This is a genomic window from Methanothermobacter sp. THM-1 (assembly GCF_009914355.1).
GTDB classification, from domain to species: Archaea; Methanobacteriota; Methanobacteria; order Methanobacteriales; family Methanothermobacteraceae; genus Methanothermobacter; species Methanothermobacter wolfei.
The window spans coordinates 1353531-1370890 of the sequence record NZ_CP044013.1; the positions used below are offsets into that span (position 1 = coordinate 1353531).

The window sequence follows — 17360 nt, forward strand, 5'->3', positions numbered from 1 at the left end:
AAGTTGTTTTTTTATTTTCTGCTGATGACTGATCCTGCAGCAGCAAGCAGGAATCCCGCTATGAGGATGAGTACAGGGACACCTGTTGGCTGCATAGGAATCTTGCCTGGTTCTGGCTGAGGTTCCGGTTCTGGTTCTGTGACATCAACGATAACCTCGGTACTGTTCTCATCAGCTCCTGATCCAGAACTCACCGTAGCTATGTTGACGAACCTTCCCCTTTCAAGGACCTGTACAACGATCTCAAGGACGGCTGTTGAACCTGCTGTGAGGTCTCCTATTGTCCATAGCTTCGTTGATGGGTTGAATGAACCCCTACTTGCATTGGATGAGATGAACCTGAATGAACCTGATAGGTTCTCAATTACCGTGGTGTTCAGTGAAGTGTCGGGTCCCTCGTTGGTCACCGTGATGGTGAACTTCACGTTCTGGCCAACACGCACAGCACGCCTGTCAACAGACTTGGAGATGGTAAGCTGAGCCCATGGACCAACATCAACAGTTGCCGTTGAATTATTGTTCTCAGGGTCAGGATCATACACATCAGATGAGCCGCTCGCATTGTTCACCAGTGTAGTGTTGGAAGCATTCACAAGAGCCGTGATATTAAGCACAGCCACGTCACCATTCAAGAGGTCACCGACGTTCCAGACACCAGTCACAGAATCATACACACCCTTAGTAGCCACGTAACCCTGATAGACAAGACCAACCGGCAGGACATCACTCACCACAACATTCATCGCAGTGTCAGGTCCAAGGTTCCTCACAGTCACAGTGAAAGTGACGGTGTCATTGTAATTGGCTGAAGTCACATTAGCAACCTTCTCAACCACAATATCAGCAGCCGGAGGAACATTGGCCGTTACATTTGCTGTGTTGTTCTCTGGGTACGGATCGAACTCTGATGCCACAACCTGGACCCTGTTTACAAATTCACCTGTAGCGTTCACAAGTAAAGTGACGTTCAGGGTTGCGGATGAACCGCTTGCCAGTGAACCTACAACCCAGAGGCATGCCAGTGGGTCGCATACACCCTGTGATGCCACATGTGAGATGTGCACAAGTCCAGCAGGTGGAGACTCTGTTAAGGTTACGCCAGTCGCATTGTCAGGTCCATTGTTGGTGACCGTGATGTAGAATACTATGACGTCACCATAGTTTGGTGTGCTGTTGCTCACCGTCTTGGTTACCGCGACGTCCGCAGATGGGTTCACAGTAAGTAGAGCCGTTGCATTGTTGTTTGACAGTATCGGGTCATACTGATATGCTGATGCATTCACATAGTTTATGAATACACCCACGGCATTTGCAAGGACCTCAAGTGTCAGTACAGCTGATGATCCATTTGCAAGGCTGCCAACATCCCAGACGCCGGTTAAGCTATCAAATAAACCCTGCGTGACCGTGGAGGACACTATTAAGAGTCCGGCTGGTAAGAAGTCGGTTACAACCACACCAGTTGCGCCGCTTGGTCCGTTGTTTGTTACCGTCACCGTGAAGTTTGTGGTCTGCCCGTTATTTATGGGTGTCACGAGAACCGTCTTCTGCACCGCGATATCAGCGATCTCCTCACCATTCATAACCTCTGAAGCGAAGTTATTTGTGAGGTCAGGGTCGTATTCAGCACTTGTTACTGAGACTGTGTTTACTAAGGTACCTGTCGCATTTACAAGTACCGTCAGGTTAAGTGTCTCTGATGCTCCCGGTGAAAGTACAGGAACTGTCCATACATTGAATTCAGGGAAATAGACCCCTGCTGATGCCTGATGAGCCAGATAGACCAGACCTGAAGGTAGAGTGTCAACCACCCTCACAACAGTCGCATTATCCGGTCCAAGGTTTGTCACCATGATGTAGAATGTGACCTCCTCAAGGTAGTATGGTGAAGTGTTATTCGCTGTCTTTGTAACCATAACGTCAGCTGAAGGCATCACGGTAACAGTTACAGCATCCACATTGTCCTGAGGGAATGGGTCAGGTAGTTCAGATGAAACATTGACGATGTTGGTCTGGAAGCCTGCCTGCGTGGCCCTCACAAGGAGCGTCATGGTTGCCTGGAAGAGTGCGGGTAGTTCTCCAACAGTCCACACTCCAGTTGTGTCGTTAAATGAACCCTGTGTGACCGTGTAGGATAACAGTGATAGGCCTGCAGGTAAGAGATCCGTTACAGTGACATTTGATGGTGTATCAGGACCTGCATTTCGGACTATGATGGTGAACGTGGCGGTCTCACCGTTATTTATAACGGGCCTGTCAACGGTTTTCTGGATGTTCAGATCTGCAGATACAGCGTTCAGGGTTGATGCAGCGTTGTTGTTTGTCCTGTCAGGGTCATATTCATTACCCGTCACTGAAACCGTGTTATTGGCATCCTCTGTAGTGTTAACAAGGACCGTGAGGTTAAGTATTGCTGCTTCAAGGTAGTTCAGTGTTCCTATAGTCCATACTCCAGTTGTGCTGTTATAGGTACCCCTGGTGAGGCTGTGGCTGATGTATTCAAGGCCCTCTGAGAGTACATCTATGACCGTGACGCCAGTGGCCGTGCTTGGTCCAAGGTTGGTTACGGTGACCGTAAAGGTCACGTTTGATCCATAATTGGGACTTCTGTTATCCACGTGTTTGACTATCCTGAGGTCTGCTGAGGGTACACCCTCAACTTCACATGTTGCGTTGTTGTTATCCGGGTTGGGGTCGAAGTTCGGTGATGTGATGTTGGCGAAGTTCTCAAGTACACCCGTCGCGTTAACCCTTGCAATTATTGTCAGGGTTGCGATTTCAAGGTAGTTCAGTTCACCCACGTTCCAGACACCGAGCAGGTATGTGCCCTTTGATGGCGTTGCACTTACTGGTATAAGGCCTGCCGGTAGAACATCCTCCACCACGACATTGGCTGCGTTATCAGGTCCCCTGTTACTTATCGTGATTGTGTACTGGATTGTTTCACCCACGTAGGGCATAGGATTGTTCACAGTCTTGTCAATGGTGAGGTCTGATGCCGGTGGAGAATTGATGGTTGCTGATGCATAGTTATTCTCCATGTTGGGGTCTGAGACGTTACCCGTGATGTTTGCATTGTTAACTATGAGTCCTGTTGAGTTAACGATGGCTGTTATGTTAAGGGTTGCTGTTTCAAAGTAGTCAAGGTCGCCGATGTACCAGATTCCCGTTGTGCTGTTGTAGGTGCCCTTTGATGCTGTGGCTGACTGGAATATGAGTTCCGGTGGTAGAATATCTGTCACGTATACTCCTGTGGCATTGTTTGGTCCGTAGTTAACCGCTGTTATGGTGAACTTAACCTCATCGCCGAGGTTCGGTGCTGTGTTGTTAACGGATTTTGCTATTGCAAGGTCAGACTTAACCACAGCGACTATTGTAATGTTCTCCCCATAGTCTGACTTGTAATGGTAGCTTGAACCGCTTCTGTCGGTTATGAGTCCAAAGAGCCTTGTGACACCAGCCCCTGTTACATTGAAGAGCCATACAGAGACGAAGTTGGTCTGTCCCGGTGAATCAATACGTATATTGTTGCTTGTGTTCGGCCCGTAGGTTACTGTGACATTGATGGGTTGGAGTATTAAGGGGTTGTAATTTGTGAGCGGAAGGTTAACGATGTCATAGGTTGCTGATGCAGTTGTTGATACAACGGTAACTGCAATCACATCCCCTATGGCCGGTGTTGGGTTGCTTACACTTATTGAAACCACGTCATTACGGTTCTGTGAGTTGAGTCTTTCAACGTAGAGGATTCCATCTATGGTGTCTGCTGATCCTGTGTTGGTTCCGCCTACGGTCACGGTATAATTCCTTGATGTGAGATGGGCTAATGGTGTTCTTGTTATCTCCACAAGGTAGAATACGTCCACAGTTACCCCGGGTGGTATGTCACCAAGGTACTTGATTGCTGTTTCATTCTGTGCAAGGTTAATGTATGGGTTGGCTGTTGTGAATGTGAGGTTTGCAGTTACATTGTTTGCGGTGGTCAGGGCATCGTTCCTCACACGGATCTGTATGAGATACTGGTTCGACCGGTATTCACATCGTTGCGGTCAAGTCCTACTATGTCCCATGAACCCTTTGTTAGATTGAGTGTTCCCAGTTTAAAATCAGCTGTGGCCCTCCCGGAGTCATCCAGTGTGACTGTCCTTGAGGGTATAACGTGGCCCGGTGCGACTGCTGAGACGATAAATGTCCTCTCAGGTGAGCTGAAGGATACGCTGTAGGTGCCGTCAGGTCCTGTTATAGTTGATGCAACTCTATCACCTGCCGTGGAGGTAACATCAATAACGACTCCTTCGAATGGCTCTGAATCGTTACAGTACGTCACCGTACCTGTTATAAGAGAATCTGAGTCATTTTGATCGTCATAATCTGCAGCACTGACGCTTCCCACTGTAAGTAGCAGCAGTAAAACCGAAAGTGCCAGTGTAAATCTTTTCATTTTTCACCCCCCCTTTACATTTTTTTTACACATCTGTATATTATGTGAATTCATTTATTTATAATATTCCATCAGAACGGGAATTCTGGAAGTGTTTTCAAAAAAATTAGAAAAATCTCTCAATCTTAATGGTCATATATACATTGATTGATGTAAATCCTGCCATTTAGAGGAATTAATTTATATAATAAAATACATGTTAGATGTATGAAGCCCATTGTTTTCATAGGTAGGGGTCTTTCAGAGTACAGGAAAATTGTCCATGAGATGTTCATCAGGGACTACCGTAAAGACCCTGATGGTTACGTTGCCGGTGAACCTTCAGTAGCATTTCAGGGTGTTTCTTTGTTTTTCAGAAGACCCTGATGGTTACGTTGCCGGTGAACTGCCCGCCCTACTCTTCGATGACGGGGAATTCGACCTTGTGCTCTCATCAAACCTCCTTTTCCTCTATGAAGATCGTTTGAGCTACATGTTCCACGTTGAATCCATCAGGGAGATGTTGAGGGTTGGAGGGGAGGTCAGAATATTCCCGGTGAATAATGTCCATAAAAGGAGGAGGTCAAGGTATCTGAGTGGGGTTCTTGATGAATTCAGACTGTGTAACACAGAGATTCAGAGGGCATCCTACCGCAGTGAGACCGGGTGCGGTGAGGTCATGATAATAAAGTGATGTTCGTTATAGTCACATATAACGAAATAATTTCAGGGGATCATCATTGAACGTGCTTAAGAGATTATTTTACTCTATAAATTATCACAATCTACCTTTATAACATCCCCCGTCTCATAACCTTTTTTATGAGACTCTACAATTATTGCCCCCTCAACACGAGGGTCATAGGTAGCGATGAATGATGTGGGATGATAATAATGGACAAGATAGCAGTGAAGCCATATTGGGCCACGCCCACTTATTACCACACCCTTTGAGCACCTTAAACCTGGAGGATTCATGTTTTTTAGGATATTAGGAGTTACTTTATCCTTCAGTTCAAAATGAACTACTGTATAATTCTTCTTTTCTATAATTTTGAAATCAACAGACATCCTCAGACTCCATGAAACCTTTAATTTTGATCACTGAACGCACAGAAACGCTTTATAGTGTTAATCATACTGTCCTCGTATTTAAGGTACACTTTGCCCTCAAATTTCTTAAGTTGAACCATGTTCCTTTCAAATCCAGAATGTGCTAGGAAATTTCTTAGATCAGGTTGCTGTTTACCGTGTTTTCTTAGATCAGCTTGCTTACCGTATTCACCATAAAATTCATTATAAGTTTTCCAATCGAAATTATCTTCCTCCCCCGTATCTCTTTCAATCCTAGAAATGTCATTACTAATTCTATTCTTAAACCTTCCATCGAATTGAACAAATCATTGGCTAATTTCTTTATTTCCTTAATTTCTACTTCACTCTTCCGCGAAGAAATCAGTTCCCTTTTTTTCAGCAAAACTGAGGTCAGATAGCTGAACAGATACGCTTCGAAATCCTTTCCAAATCTTAACTTCCTCTTTACATTAAGTTTTCCATCGCCATTTTCTATACATGTATATTTCTCAAAGTTTTCAATGACATTATCAATCAAGGTTTTCAGTTTATCCCTGTCCGGATAGAACCTAAATAAAGCCAGAGGTAAACCATTATACATGGCCCCAAGAAAAGCAGAAATCTCAGATTTACCTATTTCTCTTAAAAACTTCAAATCTTCTTTATAGAGGTTTTTTCTCTCTTCTGGAGATAATACTTGTGGTTCCAGGACTCTTTGCCCAGACCCCCCTTTAATTACCCCAGTAAAGGGTCTTGGAACTACCTTTACGTCCTCAATAATATTTATTTTGAGGTTGTCTGTTGATCCAAAGGGATCCGCGTTATAAGCTTTAAACTTCACATCCCCAAAAACTGAAAATACTTCTGATATATCCTTGACAGCCTTATAGGTAAGTACCGTAGAATAGTTCAGCCCATGTGTTAAGTCAAGATGGATCTCTATTGAATCATCAAAAAGTTCCAATAGTTCTAATGAAATGGCGGTTAAAATGTAGTAATAATAATCAAGAGCTTCCCCAATAAAAGCACCGTTTTTAAAAACCCCGATGCCGGGAGCCACTAGGACACTGAGATCTTGGTTAAAGTTAACTGAAGATTTAATAGGTTCCTTCGCATTTTCCTTTACGCTTAAATAATCTAAACCTCCCTCTGCAAGAGTATCTAAGCCAATTATAATAACTTTATCTGGATTTACAGTCTCCTGAAGGAGTGCTAATGAAGTTTTAGATTTTAGGTTATTCCCTTCCAGACTGTATGTTACTTCCTTCCAACGTGTAGGATTTCCCCACGGAGCTATTAAAACTTTCATTTATTACACCTTACCGTAACAATCTGCAGGAATGGCTTCGCCCCCCAGTTTATATTCTTGATAAGTACAAATAAAATGAGTTGCTGTTTCAGGTACATGGAAAAGGGCTTATGACCGAGTGTTAAATATTAAACCCTTGATCCTAAACTCAGAACTGAACAGGTAAGAAGTGGCAGATGAATTAAAATATTATATGTTTATGGGGCTTGCTCTGAAGAAAGTGGGTAAAAATGGGTAGTAAAAAAAGATTTGTTCGCGCCGAAAGTTTCTCTGCATTAGTGCCGCGCCCTCATTGTGATTCTGCCACATCTCCTACCCGCCATCCCAAAAAGCGCCCAGGAATAAAAGAAATAGAATAAATAATATTAAAAATAATAGGCGTCCCCCAAGATAAGACCATAAAATTAAGATTAGAACAATAAATACCAGAATATAAGTCAGGAAAGGATACATCTTCAGGAGTATTATCATTAAAAAGAGCATTAAAACAGGTAACCCTACCGTTGGGACCAGAATCGCTGCGACGATCAAAGATAGTAATAATAGTGATAACTCATCCATTATTCTCACCCCCCCTTCTCCTTACACATGACCCATCCAGCCATAAGGGTGTCCCCCTTTAACTTCAATTAGGCTTAAATGATGATCTGATTTTAACTCACCGATGCGTTTCAGCAGGTCGCACATCCACAGGGAACTTGACATACCCAGACACCATCTGAGGATCCGTCGCGGGTAGGTTGACCAGGAGCCCGCCCTTCTCACCCACAACCATGATAATTGCACTTGAAAGGAGCCTCGCTCAATTCCTTCATATTATCCCTCCCCTTTAGATCCCCATGGATGGTGTAGGGGCCAGCACCATCACAGTGATGCAGACCAAACCCTGATGATGAAGAACAAAAACCCCCCTCAAATCATTTCATCCTCACAGGACCTTCCAGGAACTGATCCTCCGCAGATCCTCCAATTTAACCCGTTAAAGACCCCGCCCCCCATGTCACGATCCCGGACCTCCCCCGATTACTCCAGATCCTCCTGAAACCCCTCCAGGAGGAGTTCACCATCCTCACCGTCAAGTGTGAGGAGCGCCTCAAGGACCAGGAGCTTATCATCCCCACCCATCCTATACTTGAGGATGGTGCTCCTGAGGGCGCCGCAGAGCCCCATATAGTCCTCCATATGGTCACCTGTCATAATTCACCTGGATAATTAAAAAATTATTAAAGCTGGGGGAATGTGGCATCCTCTATCTTCGAATCTATATCTTTATCCAGGATCCTTGCATAGTAAAGAACCCTATCATAGAACTTCTTATAATCATCCCTGTTAACAGGTTCAAGGCCGTGGGCCAGTATGGAATAGTTCCTAACGGTAAGAAGATCCATCACCCTATTATCCTCAATGAAAGCCTTTCCAATGTCATAATCCTCACATGCAAGGAGCTTATACGCATCCCTGAGGGCTACACGCCTCTTAGCATTGAGCTTGAGCGTTGACCTTGTCCCCATACTGTACTTATCAGGTGAGAGGCTGTCTGTCTCATCACCGTATTTCTCCTCGATGATCACCTGTGCTATCAGTTCAAGCGCACGGTAAAGCCGGGCCGCTGCATCATCATACCTGCCCTCAGAAGCCCTTCTCCTGGAATTTGCAAGGAGGTCAGGCAGGAAAGGCCTGTACTTGAATTTCCGTTTCCCGGTCCTTGAACTGACAATCTCCCCCAGTATCCTCTTGTTCCTCTTTATAACATCCTCGAGTTCATCCAGGGACCTGACCTCTTCACTGTTAAGGTAATCTAACGCCTTCTCATGTTCAAATAGGTCCCAGTGGAGGTACGCCCTTGTGAGGTTCAGGTAGGCGTCCCTTCTATTATGATTAACCACATCATTCTCAAGTACATCTATGGCTGTTTCAAACCTGCCAAGGTTGAAAAGATCCTTGAAGCGCCTTATGCTCAGTTTATCGTATACCTGGTACATGTTCTGGGTTATAACCTGCTCCGTTCCCCTCTGAACTGTTCCGTTTTTATCCCTGAACCCTGAAACCACCGAAACCTCTTTCCTGTAAAGGATTGCCATGACAAAGGCCGCCGAGGTCATGGTCTTGGTCCCTGATGTGTAATCCACCACCACATCGTAATCCCTGTACTTCTTCATCTGCTCCTCAAAAACCTCGAGCCACTCGTTGACCCTGTCAACTTCACGTACCTCAATGAACTCGTATTCAGGTATATCCTTCTCCTCCCTCTTAGCCTCCTCCAGAAGGTAATCCAGGGTCTCCCTGCTTTTATCAGACCCGAAGAACACTATTCTATCAGGTCTTCTATGGTATATTGACTGGAGAAGTCCATGGGCAAGGCTCCTCACCCTTTCATTACTGTCACCTGTCCCTGTCCCGACGGTCATGAAAAGTACCCTACTCTTCATTGAAGATCACCTTAACCCAGCCAGGAGGTATCTCCCCATCTATAAGCTTTCTTGTCTTTGGAAACTCATCTTGATAGCTTCTTCCCCTCTTAAATTTCCTTATGGATTCATAGGTCATGGGATCATCCTCCTTGAATCTGAGGCCTATCGTGGTTGCAAGGAACCCGCTTCCGTGACCTATCCTCATGAGGGGGGCATCAGGAGAGTTCTGCTTCCCAAGCTTTCTGTATATCTTCTCAAGGAAATCCACACCATACCTTGATGCGAACTTCCTTTCATGTTCTATGTAATCCCTGCTGAAGGTGTACAGTGACTCTTTTATGGTTTCAGGGGTGACCAGGCGGCGCTTATTCCCCAGCCCGATACGATCATACCTTCCATTATAGGTGAAGTTCATCTCAAATTCCAGTTTTCTCTTTGTCTTCGGTAGGAACTCCATGTAAATTAGGAAGTTCTCATAACGGAATCTCTTATAACTGTTATCCGACACTTTCAGAACCTTGACGGGATAGATTGCGGGTGATTTAAATGTGGTGGTATCTGTGACCTCAAGGAACCTCATTATGCTCTTCTTTGCGGTTTCTCTCCCATCCTTCTTTGCGGTTTCTCTTCTGTCAGATGCAAAAAAACTGTCTATTATATCCTTTATTTCTTCTTGTTTTTTCCTCAAAGTCTTCCAGTTCCTCTTTCTTTTACTTTCAAGTGCTTGTGAAACTGCCTCTGAGATACCCTTGAGTTCATCACCGCTGAGGTGTTCATAGAGAAGGGCTGTCCTTATGGAGCCCTTGATGGATGAACCAGGGATATAGAGTTCATCCAGGGTTTTAATATGTTCACTAACCTCTTTTACCTCTGAGGCATCGGTTTTAAGAAGCCCCCTGTATCTCACTGACTTTCTTGCAGTTCTTTTAAATTCCTTGATACTGTCCAGTCTGAAGTCGGGTGTTGATAGATTATGGATGAACTTATCCCTCAAGTCATCATCAAGGTTTGAGTAAAACCGGGAGACGTCAACCCTCCCAAAAATTTTTTTCCCATCCTTTGTCCTTCCAGTGTAAAACTCCTGGGGCCCGTACTTCAACCCGTTCCCAACATGAACCGGTGTTATAACCTGAAGGGTGCATTTCAATTAACCACCACCAAGTGTAAATTTATATGCCAGACCGTACTCCACTGCGGATCTCCCCGACCTGACCATGGTCCCGTAGTACTCCCTGCCGGTGTCCCTGAAGGTTGAACCCTCCCTGAAGAACCTGACCTGCTTCCTTATCTCACCATCAGGGCCTCTCCCCCTCTTTGATCCCAGTTCAAACCAGGCGCCCCTTGTTATGTCTTCAAGTTCAGACCGTGCCGGGATAAGCCTGGAAAGCGTTACAAACCTTTCACCAGCATTATCCTCAAGGGGATTGCTGTCAACCTCGAAGCTGAACGCTCCCTTCCCTGTTGACACATCAGGGCCGAAGCCCCTGTCAGAGAGGAACCTCAGGGCCGCCTCAATGTATGGTCTGAAGGATGCATCCCTCAGCCTCACAAGGAAGAATCTCCCCATGTTCTCATAGAAGACCCGCCTCAGATGGAACACTCCCTCGGTCATTCTTTCAATCCTGTTCACAACGTTATGGGGCTCCTCAAATTCCTTCTCCCCGAACTTTAAATCTGTTCTATCAATCAGGAGGCCCCCGTAAACCCTGTAATCATCCATAGAATTCACTATGTCCTCCTCACATATTTCCCCGGAGGTCCATTCGATGAAGACTTCCTCAGGTATATATGAGGCTCCCTTGTACTCCTTGAAGCTGATGGGGTCATAGCTTCCCGGCTCCGTTATAAGCCTCGGGTAGAAGCGCAGCCTCTCATCCCCCTCAATGTAGGGGAAGCTTGATGATATAAGGAAGGGCGGTTCCTCGGTAAAGAGATCAACTATGTCATCCACCTCATCAGGGTAGAGCTGGCTGAAACCGTAGATCAATGCCCCGAATATGGTGTCCGAGGACAGCCGCGGGAGGGAGGACTCTGGTTTAAGGTAGACGAGCATTTAACTCACTCTTCAGGTAACTTGATGGTTGAAATGGATTCGAAGTCCCCCAGGGATTTCTCAGCGGACTTCCCACGGTAATATTCGGCGGGTCTCTCCATGATCTTTATATCCCTGAACTCGATCTTACCGTAACCCCTGGTCCCGCTACCTCCAAGGTAACTGTCCTGAAGGAGTTTGAGGCCCTCAATTACCAGTTTCAGGTTGTTGTCGTCGCCCTCGTATTCACTCACCACCATCTCAAACCCGAACCTTGAACCCTTGGGGACCCTCTCCTGGTTCCTGGGGTTTGCCCTTGAGGTTATCCTGTCCAGGGTGTTCTCATACTTCAGTTCAGCGCCTTCAACAACATCAGTGCTCTCATCCCAGGTTTCAATGGTTTCATCTGTGGGGAAGGCGTCCCTTACTATTATCCTTGTCGGTCCAAGGTTGCTGGTGTTATCCGCTGCGCTGCCAAACACCCTGCATATTTCACATTCCCCGCATTTGCATGGACCACCCTTGGTTAAGCGTTCGCGTGCAAGTTCAAGGAGGGATCTCATCTTACCCTTGATGGATGACCCCGGGATGTAGGGAAGCCTCGTTATGGGGTCCCTTATTATAACATTGTCTGAGCCGCCTATCTCAATGGAGTCCTTGGACCCCCCTATATGGAGTCCTGTTCTGCACAGGATTTCACCGGATATAATATAATTTTTCTGGAACTTCATTTTAACACCTTCATCCTCATGATATAGCTTAATGGGCTTTTATCCGAGAGTTACTTCATCTCCTCCGACTATTTCACTCATAGAACTTATGATAGGCTACTATTGATTCAAGAAAACTTACAAAGACCCTGAAATTTTCAAGTTTCTCAGCATCATCTCCCCTGTCGACCCTGTCCATTATCGCCATCATTATCTCATAGAATTCCCGGGGTATAAGGTCTCTTCCAAGCGCATTTGCAAGCTGTGGTTTGAGGAGGTAGAAATCGGCCTCTATCTTTTCCCATGAATCTGCTTTCTTTTCCATGCTCCTTATGGCCCCGAAGAACTTCCTTAACTGTGTTGTTTTAAGTTTCTTGTTCGCCCTGGCTATCACATCAGCATATCCTCCGGTGTCAGCGTATTTCTTCACCTCCAGGTCGCTGAGCTTATCAAGTCTACTTATCTCATTCTTAATATCCTTAACAGACAGATCACTCATGGCTATCACCATTTCTTGTTCTTAAACTGACCCATGAGACCGGTATCCTGATCCACGGGATGAACCTGATGTCATTAAACAGATCCTTTTTTAACTGTTTATCTGATATGTTTCGAAGTTTATACACATAGTAGGGGACGTAATCCTTTTTTCTGAGTCTCGTCTCCTGTGAATCAATCCATTCATCAGAATCCCTTACATCCTCATCGAATGATGACTCCCAGAGCTTCAGAAGTGAATATATGAAGTTCTTTGACAGTTTACCCGCCCTCTGGTTATCCTCCAGTTTCCTGCCGAATTCCAGGAGCTCGGTGAACCCGATGAACCGGTCCGTATCCCACTGGACCGTCTCCCCGAAGACCGATATTTTACCCTTACCCAGCTTCTTGGATTTCTCGAGCTGTTCATCCGCGATCTCAGCCGCCTTACCGGCCGGGAACTTATGTCCCCCCATGAACACACCCCCTGATATCTCCAGGGACGGGTTGCTGCACGTCCACTCCCTGAACTCATCCCTGAGTCTTCCGGCGAATGCAACAACATCATCGTATGGGCCGAATACCAGGACATCATCCCCTCCAGAGTAGGTTATGTATATGGTGGGGGTTGAACGCTCCCTGCACCCCTCGCAGATCTCAGCCCCTCCTGCCTTGTATACAGTTCCAATTTCACTCTCAGTCTCCAGGAGTTTCCCCTTGCATTCCTTGCACGGGTCCCTGAGGAAGAAGAACTCCGATGCCACCTGGTTGATGTATCCGAGGAAGAAAAGGTCCATGAAGGAGCTCATGGTTGAAATCCTCGATATCGACCTGTAATCAAGCCCCTGGCTGAATATCTGACCCAGGTTGTCAACGTCCATCTTCAGGGCGGCCAGTTTACTCGCCCCAATGCTCAGGGATGATATCTCCGTAAAGTCAAGGGCGCGTCCATCAGCCGCAGGCACGGTGTTCCCCATAAGGGAAAAGCCAAAGGAAACGTTTTCAGCCTGAATAGTCTCCTGGATTTCAAGGAAGTCCGTGCTGTTAAGCCTAAGCACATCTATCCGCCCATCATGACCTGCAAGTCCCTCGAGCCTTGAAATTATAGAATCCGCGGTCTCAAAGAAGTACGATACCCCTGCTTCACTGAAATCAGATCCCATGGAACCCTGAACCCTTATCATGTAATCTGCATTTGCCACCCTGGCGCCCAGTTCCTCATGGGACCTGCATGAGCTGCAGATGGATGATGCTGAGGGCAGACCGCAGACGGCACATGTACCTGCTGGCTGTTCATCCTCCAGCCTGAAGAAGTCATCTAGGAGGCCCCTGAACTTTGACCTCTTGTTTTTAAGGTTCTCCCTTGCAAGGTCATCCATGATGGCCCCGAAGTCCTTAAGCTCATCTCCATCCGCCTCCCTAGCTGCAACTGCAAGGTAAAGTTCAGCGTTGAAGGCCTCGATGAACCTCCTGTTAACCTCATCTGAGACCCCCTCGAGGACGCCCCGCGCACCCTCCGTGTTGGGGAGTATAAGGGTGAAGTGGCCTCCTCCACAGAAGAGGATGTTTGACTGGGAAAGGCCCATCTCAGAGATTATCCTGTTTGCAACAGCATCCGTAAGGAGGCTTATGTAGAGGGATCTTCCCCTTAAACGTTTACTCATCCCCTTCTGAGCCTCATCAGGCGACGCCACACTTGTTATGAAGTTTTGAATCCCCGAAACGTCACCGGATACTATCAGGTATGGCTTACCATCCCCCCCATCCTCCCTCTGGAGGTACAGGCAGCCGGCCAGGGCGGCCGTAGTGCGGAGGTGGTCAAAGAGTGATATGTCCGGTACGCTCATGTAAACGGCTGACGGTATGAGTGATGTGTACTTCCTCAGGAGATGATATACTGTGTTGAGATCCGGTCTTCTAAGTCCTTTCATTTCATCTGAGAAGAGCTTCCAAAGCCTCCTGTATTCCCCTGTAAGGTTGTAGCCGGACATCACCGCCTTCTTCATCCTCTCAGGTTTTATGCTGTCAAGACTCCTGGGATCAAGTTCCCTGAGCGGCAGGTAGTACTCGCCTTCAGGTTTCTCGTCAGTTATGTTAACCCGGGAGAATACCGATATGAGTGGGTTTTCCTTAACCTTCTGTTTTGATTCAGCACTTTTCCTTTCAGAGGCTGAATGATGATCCGCATCCCTTATTATTCTGGCGTACTCAGGGTTTCTGGAGTTTGAAGGATTGTGGTGGTAGAGTACAAGGTCCTCTATGTCCTCCCCAAGATTATTTTCGGTTACAAATTCCGCTGACCACTTACCATGGGCTCCTGAACGCCCAAGGTCCAGGTCAGTGCGTCCCTTGTATTTACTGAGTTGTAAAGATGTTCTCTGATAAAATTTACCTATATCATGAAGAAGGGCAGCCAGCTGTATATCTTCAAGTTTCATTTGTAACACCAGAATTAACGTTTTGATTATAAAACTATATGATGAGTAATATATAATTTATGATTGAGACTAAATGAAAAAGGTTATATGGTAAATGTGAATACTAACCGACCGCGCTAGTCTCAGGGTATGATTGAACAGTCTCCTTAAAAGAAAGATTATTTCTGTGAAAGTAAAAGAAATCTGGAATGGATGATTAGAACCTTATAAGATAAAAAAATAATTTCAATCCCAAATTGGTCTGATTTTAACCCGGGCGATTTTTCCCGTATTTTACCTGTTTCGTTTTCAAAATTTTTTTCTTTTAGAGTTATAAATTCGTCGATCCCCAATAAAACGCTTCATATATCCCATGAAATGCTCTGAATGAGAATATGGTGATCTAAAATTTATTTATACTCAATTATGAAAGATTTAAGCATGGTAATATTTAAAATGATTCATATAAAAACTAAAAACATAAAATAAAGATTAAAGTAATAATTAATATAAATTATATTCTCAGAATCATGTCATGGACGAAGGATTCATAATTCTTGTTTCCATCATATATTACTCTTAAAGTCCTGAAACAAAAAAGTAATTAATTTAATCATATTACAAAATCCATCGGGGCTTTTTCTTTACCTATAACCTTCCTTTCCATAGCATCCTCAGATCTAAATGAATATATTATTACAGAGTCCTTTTCTTTGTCAATTATATTCTTTAAATTGGTTTTTATTCGTTTAAACTGGCTCTGTGTAACTTCACCCTCGAAAACAGAATTCTGTATCCAGTAAAGCTCTGTTCTAAGATAAGATTTGACCTTATTAACCCTTTCAACCCCTATATCATATACTATGATGATATACATTCTACCACCAGATCCTAAATGGTTCGTACCTTTTCTCCCCAATGAGATGCTTTATGAGCTTATAGGCATCAAGTCTTATAAGGCGCCTGTAGGACACCTTCCTTCCCAGATCCTTATGCTTGATGGTCTTGCTGAGCCTTTTATCATATTCAATTATGAATTTTTTTCTTCCAGAGTCATTGAGAAGACAGTAATTCATGTCCCTTTCAAAATCCCCTATTTTAATAATCTTCTTTTTAATCATGTAAAGAATGAGCCTGTCTACAAGTATTGGTTTAAAGATTTCGCTGAGATCCAGTGCAAGGGAGTATCTTCTCTCAAAGGGTTCATGAAGATAAGATATCGTTGGATTGAGTTGTGTATTGTAGAGCTCGCTAATGATGGTTGAATATAGAAGAGAATTCCCAAAACTAATAAGTGAATTCATCATATTAGTGGGTGGCCTTCGAGTCCTTTTAACAATTTTGAAGTCGTCAGGAAGGATCATATCAAGCATTGTGTAGTAATCTGCGCGTATCCTTGCTTCAACATTCATAACATCAGTAATTGATTTGGAATTATCAAGACTCCTAAGTATCTCTCCAACACCATTTTCTATTTTATAATAATCCAGCACCCGTTGCATATTATGGGCAGCTCCTCTGACAAAGTACTTTGCAAGTTCAATTCTCTTTTCATGATCCAGGAAATGTTCAGATTGTTTAATTATAAGATCCCCTGAAATTAAGGACTCGCGTGGATAAAAGGAGCCCGTGTAGTAACCATATCTGTTAAAAAAATGGACTGGTATGCTCTCCCTTGAAAGAAGATTCAGAACCTGGGAGGAAATACTAAGAGCCCCATAACTATATATTGTGTATATCTTGTTGATGGGAAGTGGACGTTTTGAATCCTTATTTATAAAATATATAGTGTTCTCTCTTCTTTTCAAGACACCATCCGTTGTTATATAATAATTCTTCCTTGTCATTATCAAACAGCTCTGATTCATCTTCAGAGCATAATACGTAGTCAATAATATTTTTCCTTGTCATTATCAAACCTGGCAGTGGGTTATCAGGTGAACTTCATGACCCCATATAATCTTTTCCTCTCACTTTATAGTAGAACTAGATCCAGCATAACTCAAAGTAAGCGCATTTGCTACATATGGACTTTCTGACTGGTTTTGGAACTTTTCCAAAAATTATAGAGTTAATTTCACTCATTACCCTCTTCAGCTCTTTCTCATCCTCCTCTCTGAGAATTATCTCCGTTCTTTTTTTTATCTTAGGATAATCAATAACACCCTTAATATCTTGTATTCCTTTTTTATTTTTAAGATAATGCATGTAATAGAGTAGCTGAAACCTGTGGGCGGTCTCCATCTTGTTGCTCTTCTTAACTTCATGAACCTCCAGTGTTTTTCCTTTTTTTATAAAATCCGCACATATGAGATTATCAATTATTAATTCCTTTTTTTCATTGTTGTATGATTCCTCATGAAGTAGTCCTCCAAGGATTACGAGTTCAGATTCTCTCTCCATCTGAATATGGTGTGAGAAGAACCAAAGCTTCCGCTTACATACAAAATAGTAGTTAATCTGCAATCCCCTTATCTTGATGTTCTTTTCAAACTCTGAGATCAAGTGAT

General features: G+C 44.4%; 17 protein-coding genes. 2 read left to right on the plus strand and 15 right to left on the minus strand.

What is annotated here, in order from left to right; genetic code table 11:
* Positions 1-11: 11 nt before the first annotated feature.
* Positions 12-4001 carry a DUF11 domain-containing protein gene (locus FZP57_RS07045; RefSeq protein ID WP_238337882.1) on the minus strand — a complete coding sequence of 1330 codons (3990 nt, stop codon included), beginning with the start codon at positions 3999-4001 and terminating at the stop codon, positions 12-14.
* Entirely contained in the window at positions 3998-4441 is a 444-nt protein-coding gene (locus tag FZP57_RS09525) for a carboxypeptidase-like regulatory domain-containing protein (protein ID WP_238337883.1), read from the minus strand. The genes FZP57_RS07045 and FZP57_RS09525 overlap by 4 nt, the downstream gene beginning before the upstream one ends.
* A gap of 207 nt (positions 4442-4648) precedes the next feature.
* Here FZP57_RS09525 and FZP57_RS07050 point away from each other — a divergent pair, with 207 nt between their 5' ends.
* Complete coding sequence (locus FZP57_RS07050) at positions 4649-4807, plus strand: hypothetical protein (RefSeq protein ID WP_191216136.1); 159 nt, start codon at positions 4649-4651, stop codon at positions 4805-4807.
* Positions 4779-5114, plus strand: coding sequence for a hypothetical protein (locus tag FZP57_RS07055; RefSeq protein ID WP_074359353.1), 336 nt, complete (start codon positions 4779-4781; stop codon positions 5112-5114). Before FZP57_RS07050 ends, FZP57_RS07055 begins: the two co-directional genes overlap by 29 nt.
* A gap of 74 nt (positions 5115-5188) precedes the next feature.
* Here the strand turns inward: FZP57_RS07055 and crn3 are convergent, their stop codons facing one another.
* From crn3 to cas4, 13 genes are all read right to left on the minus strand, one after another.
* Positions 5189-5491 (minus strand): CRISPR-associated ring nuclease Crn3/Csx3, encoded by a 303-nt coding sequence (gene crn3 / locus FZP57_RS07060; RefSeq protein ID WP_074359354.1) that lies wholly within the window; start codon positions 5489-5491, stop codon positions 5189-5191.
* Positions 5492-5511: 20 nt separating this feature from the next.
* On the minus strand, positions 5512-5787 hold the full coding sequence (locus tag FZP57_RS09770; protein ID WP_394350638.1) for a TM1812 family CRISPR-associated protein: 276 nt from the start codon (positions 5785-5787) through the stop codon (positions 5512-5514).
* Positions 5679-6803, minus strand: a complete 1125-nt coding sequence (gene csx1 / locus FZP57_RS07065; RefSeq protein ID WP_074359355.1) for a CRISPR-associated CARF protein Csx1 — start codon at positions 6801-6803, stop codon at positions 5679-5681. The genes FZP57_RS09770 and csx1 overlap by 109 nt, the downstream gene beginning before the upstream one ends.
* Positions 6804-7826: 1023 nt before the next feature.
* Positions 7827-7985, minus strand: a complete 159-nt coding sequence (locus FZP57_RS07070) for a hypothetical protein (RefSeq protein ID WP_191216137.1) — start codon at positions 7983-7985, stop codon at positions 7827-7829.
* A gap of 41 nt (positions 7986-8026) precedes the next feature.
* A complete protein-coding gene (locus FZP57_RS07075; RefSeq protein WP_074359357.1) occupies positions 8027-9232 on the minus strand; it encodes a TIGR02710 family CRISPR-associated CARF protein in 1206 nt (401 codons plus the stop codon).
* A complete protein-coding gene (gene csm5 / locus FZP57_RS07080; protein WP_191216138.1) occupies positions 9222-10361 on the minus strand; it encodes a type III-A CRISPR-associated RAMP protein Csm5 in 1140 nt (379 codons plus the stop codon). The genes FZP57_RS07075 and csm5 overlap by 11 nt, the downstream gene beginning before the upstream one ends.
* Complete coding sequence (csm4, locus tag FZP57_RS07085) at positions 10362-11267, minus strand: type III-A CRISPR-associated RAMP protein Csm4 (protein WP_191216139.1); 906 nt, start codon at positions 11265-11267, stop codon at positions 10362-10364. It abuts the gene before it with no gap.
* 5 nt (positions 11268-11272) lie between these two features.
* The gene (csm3, locus tag FZP57_RS07090) at positions 11273-11977 is read right to left on the minus strand and encodes a type III-A CRISPR-associated RAMP protein Csm3 (RefSeq protein ID WP_191216140.1); all 705 of its coding nucleotides are present in this window, start codon (positions 11975-11977) and stop codon (positions 11273-11275) included.
* Positions 11978-12050: 73 nt separating this feature from the next.
* Positions 12051-12455: a type III-A CRISPR-associated protein Csm2 gene (gene csm2, locus FZP57_RS07095; protein WP_238337884.1), complete on the minus strand. Its 405-nt coding sequence runs from the start codon at positions 12453-12455 to the stop codon at positions 12051-12053.
* Positions 12448-14871, minus strand: a complete 2424-nt coding sequence (cas10, locus tag FZP57_RS07100) for a type III-A CRISPR-associated protein Cas10/Csm1 (RefSeq protein WP_191216142.1) — start codon at positions 14869-14871, stop codon at positions 12448-12450. Before cas10 ends, csm2 begins: the two co-directional genes overlap by 8 nt.
* 592 nt (positions 14872-15463) lie before the next feature.
* Positions 15464-15727, minus strand: coding sequence for a CRISPR-associated endonuclease Cas2 (gene cas2, locus FZP57_RS07105; RefSeq protein WP_074359364.1), 264 nt, complete (start codon positions 15725-15727; stop codon positions 15464-15466).
* 1 nt (position 15728) lies between these two features.
* On the minus strand, positions 15729-16697 hold the full coding sequence (cas1b, locus tag FZP57_RS07110) for a type I-B CRISPR-associated endonuclease Cas1b (protein ID WP_074359809.1): 969 nt from the start codon (positions 16695-16697) through the stop codon (positions 15729-15731).
* Between the two features lie 139 nt (positions 16698-16836).
* A complete protein-coding gene (cas4, locus tag FZP57_RS07115) occupies positions 16837-17355 on the minus strand; it encodes a CRISPR-associated protein Cas4 (protein WP_074359810.1) in 519 nt (172 codons plus the stop codon).
* Between the last annotated feature and the right edge of the window lie 5 nt (positions 17356-17360).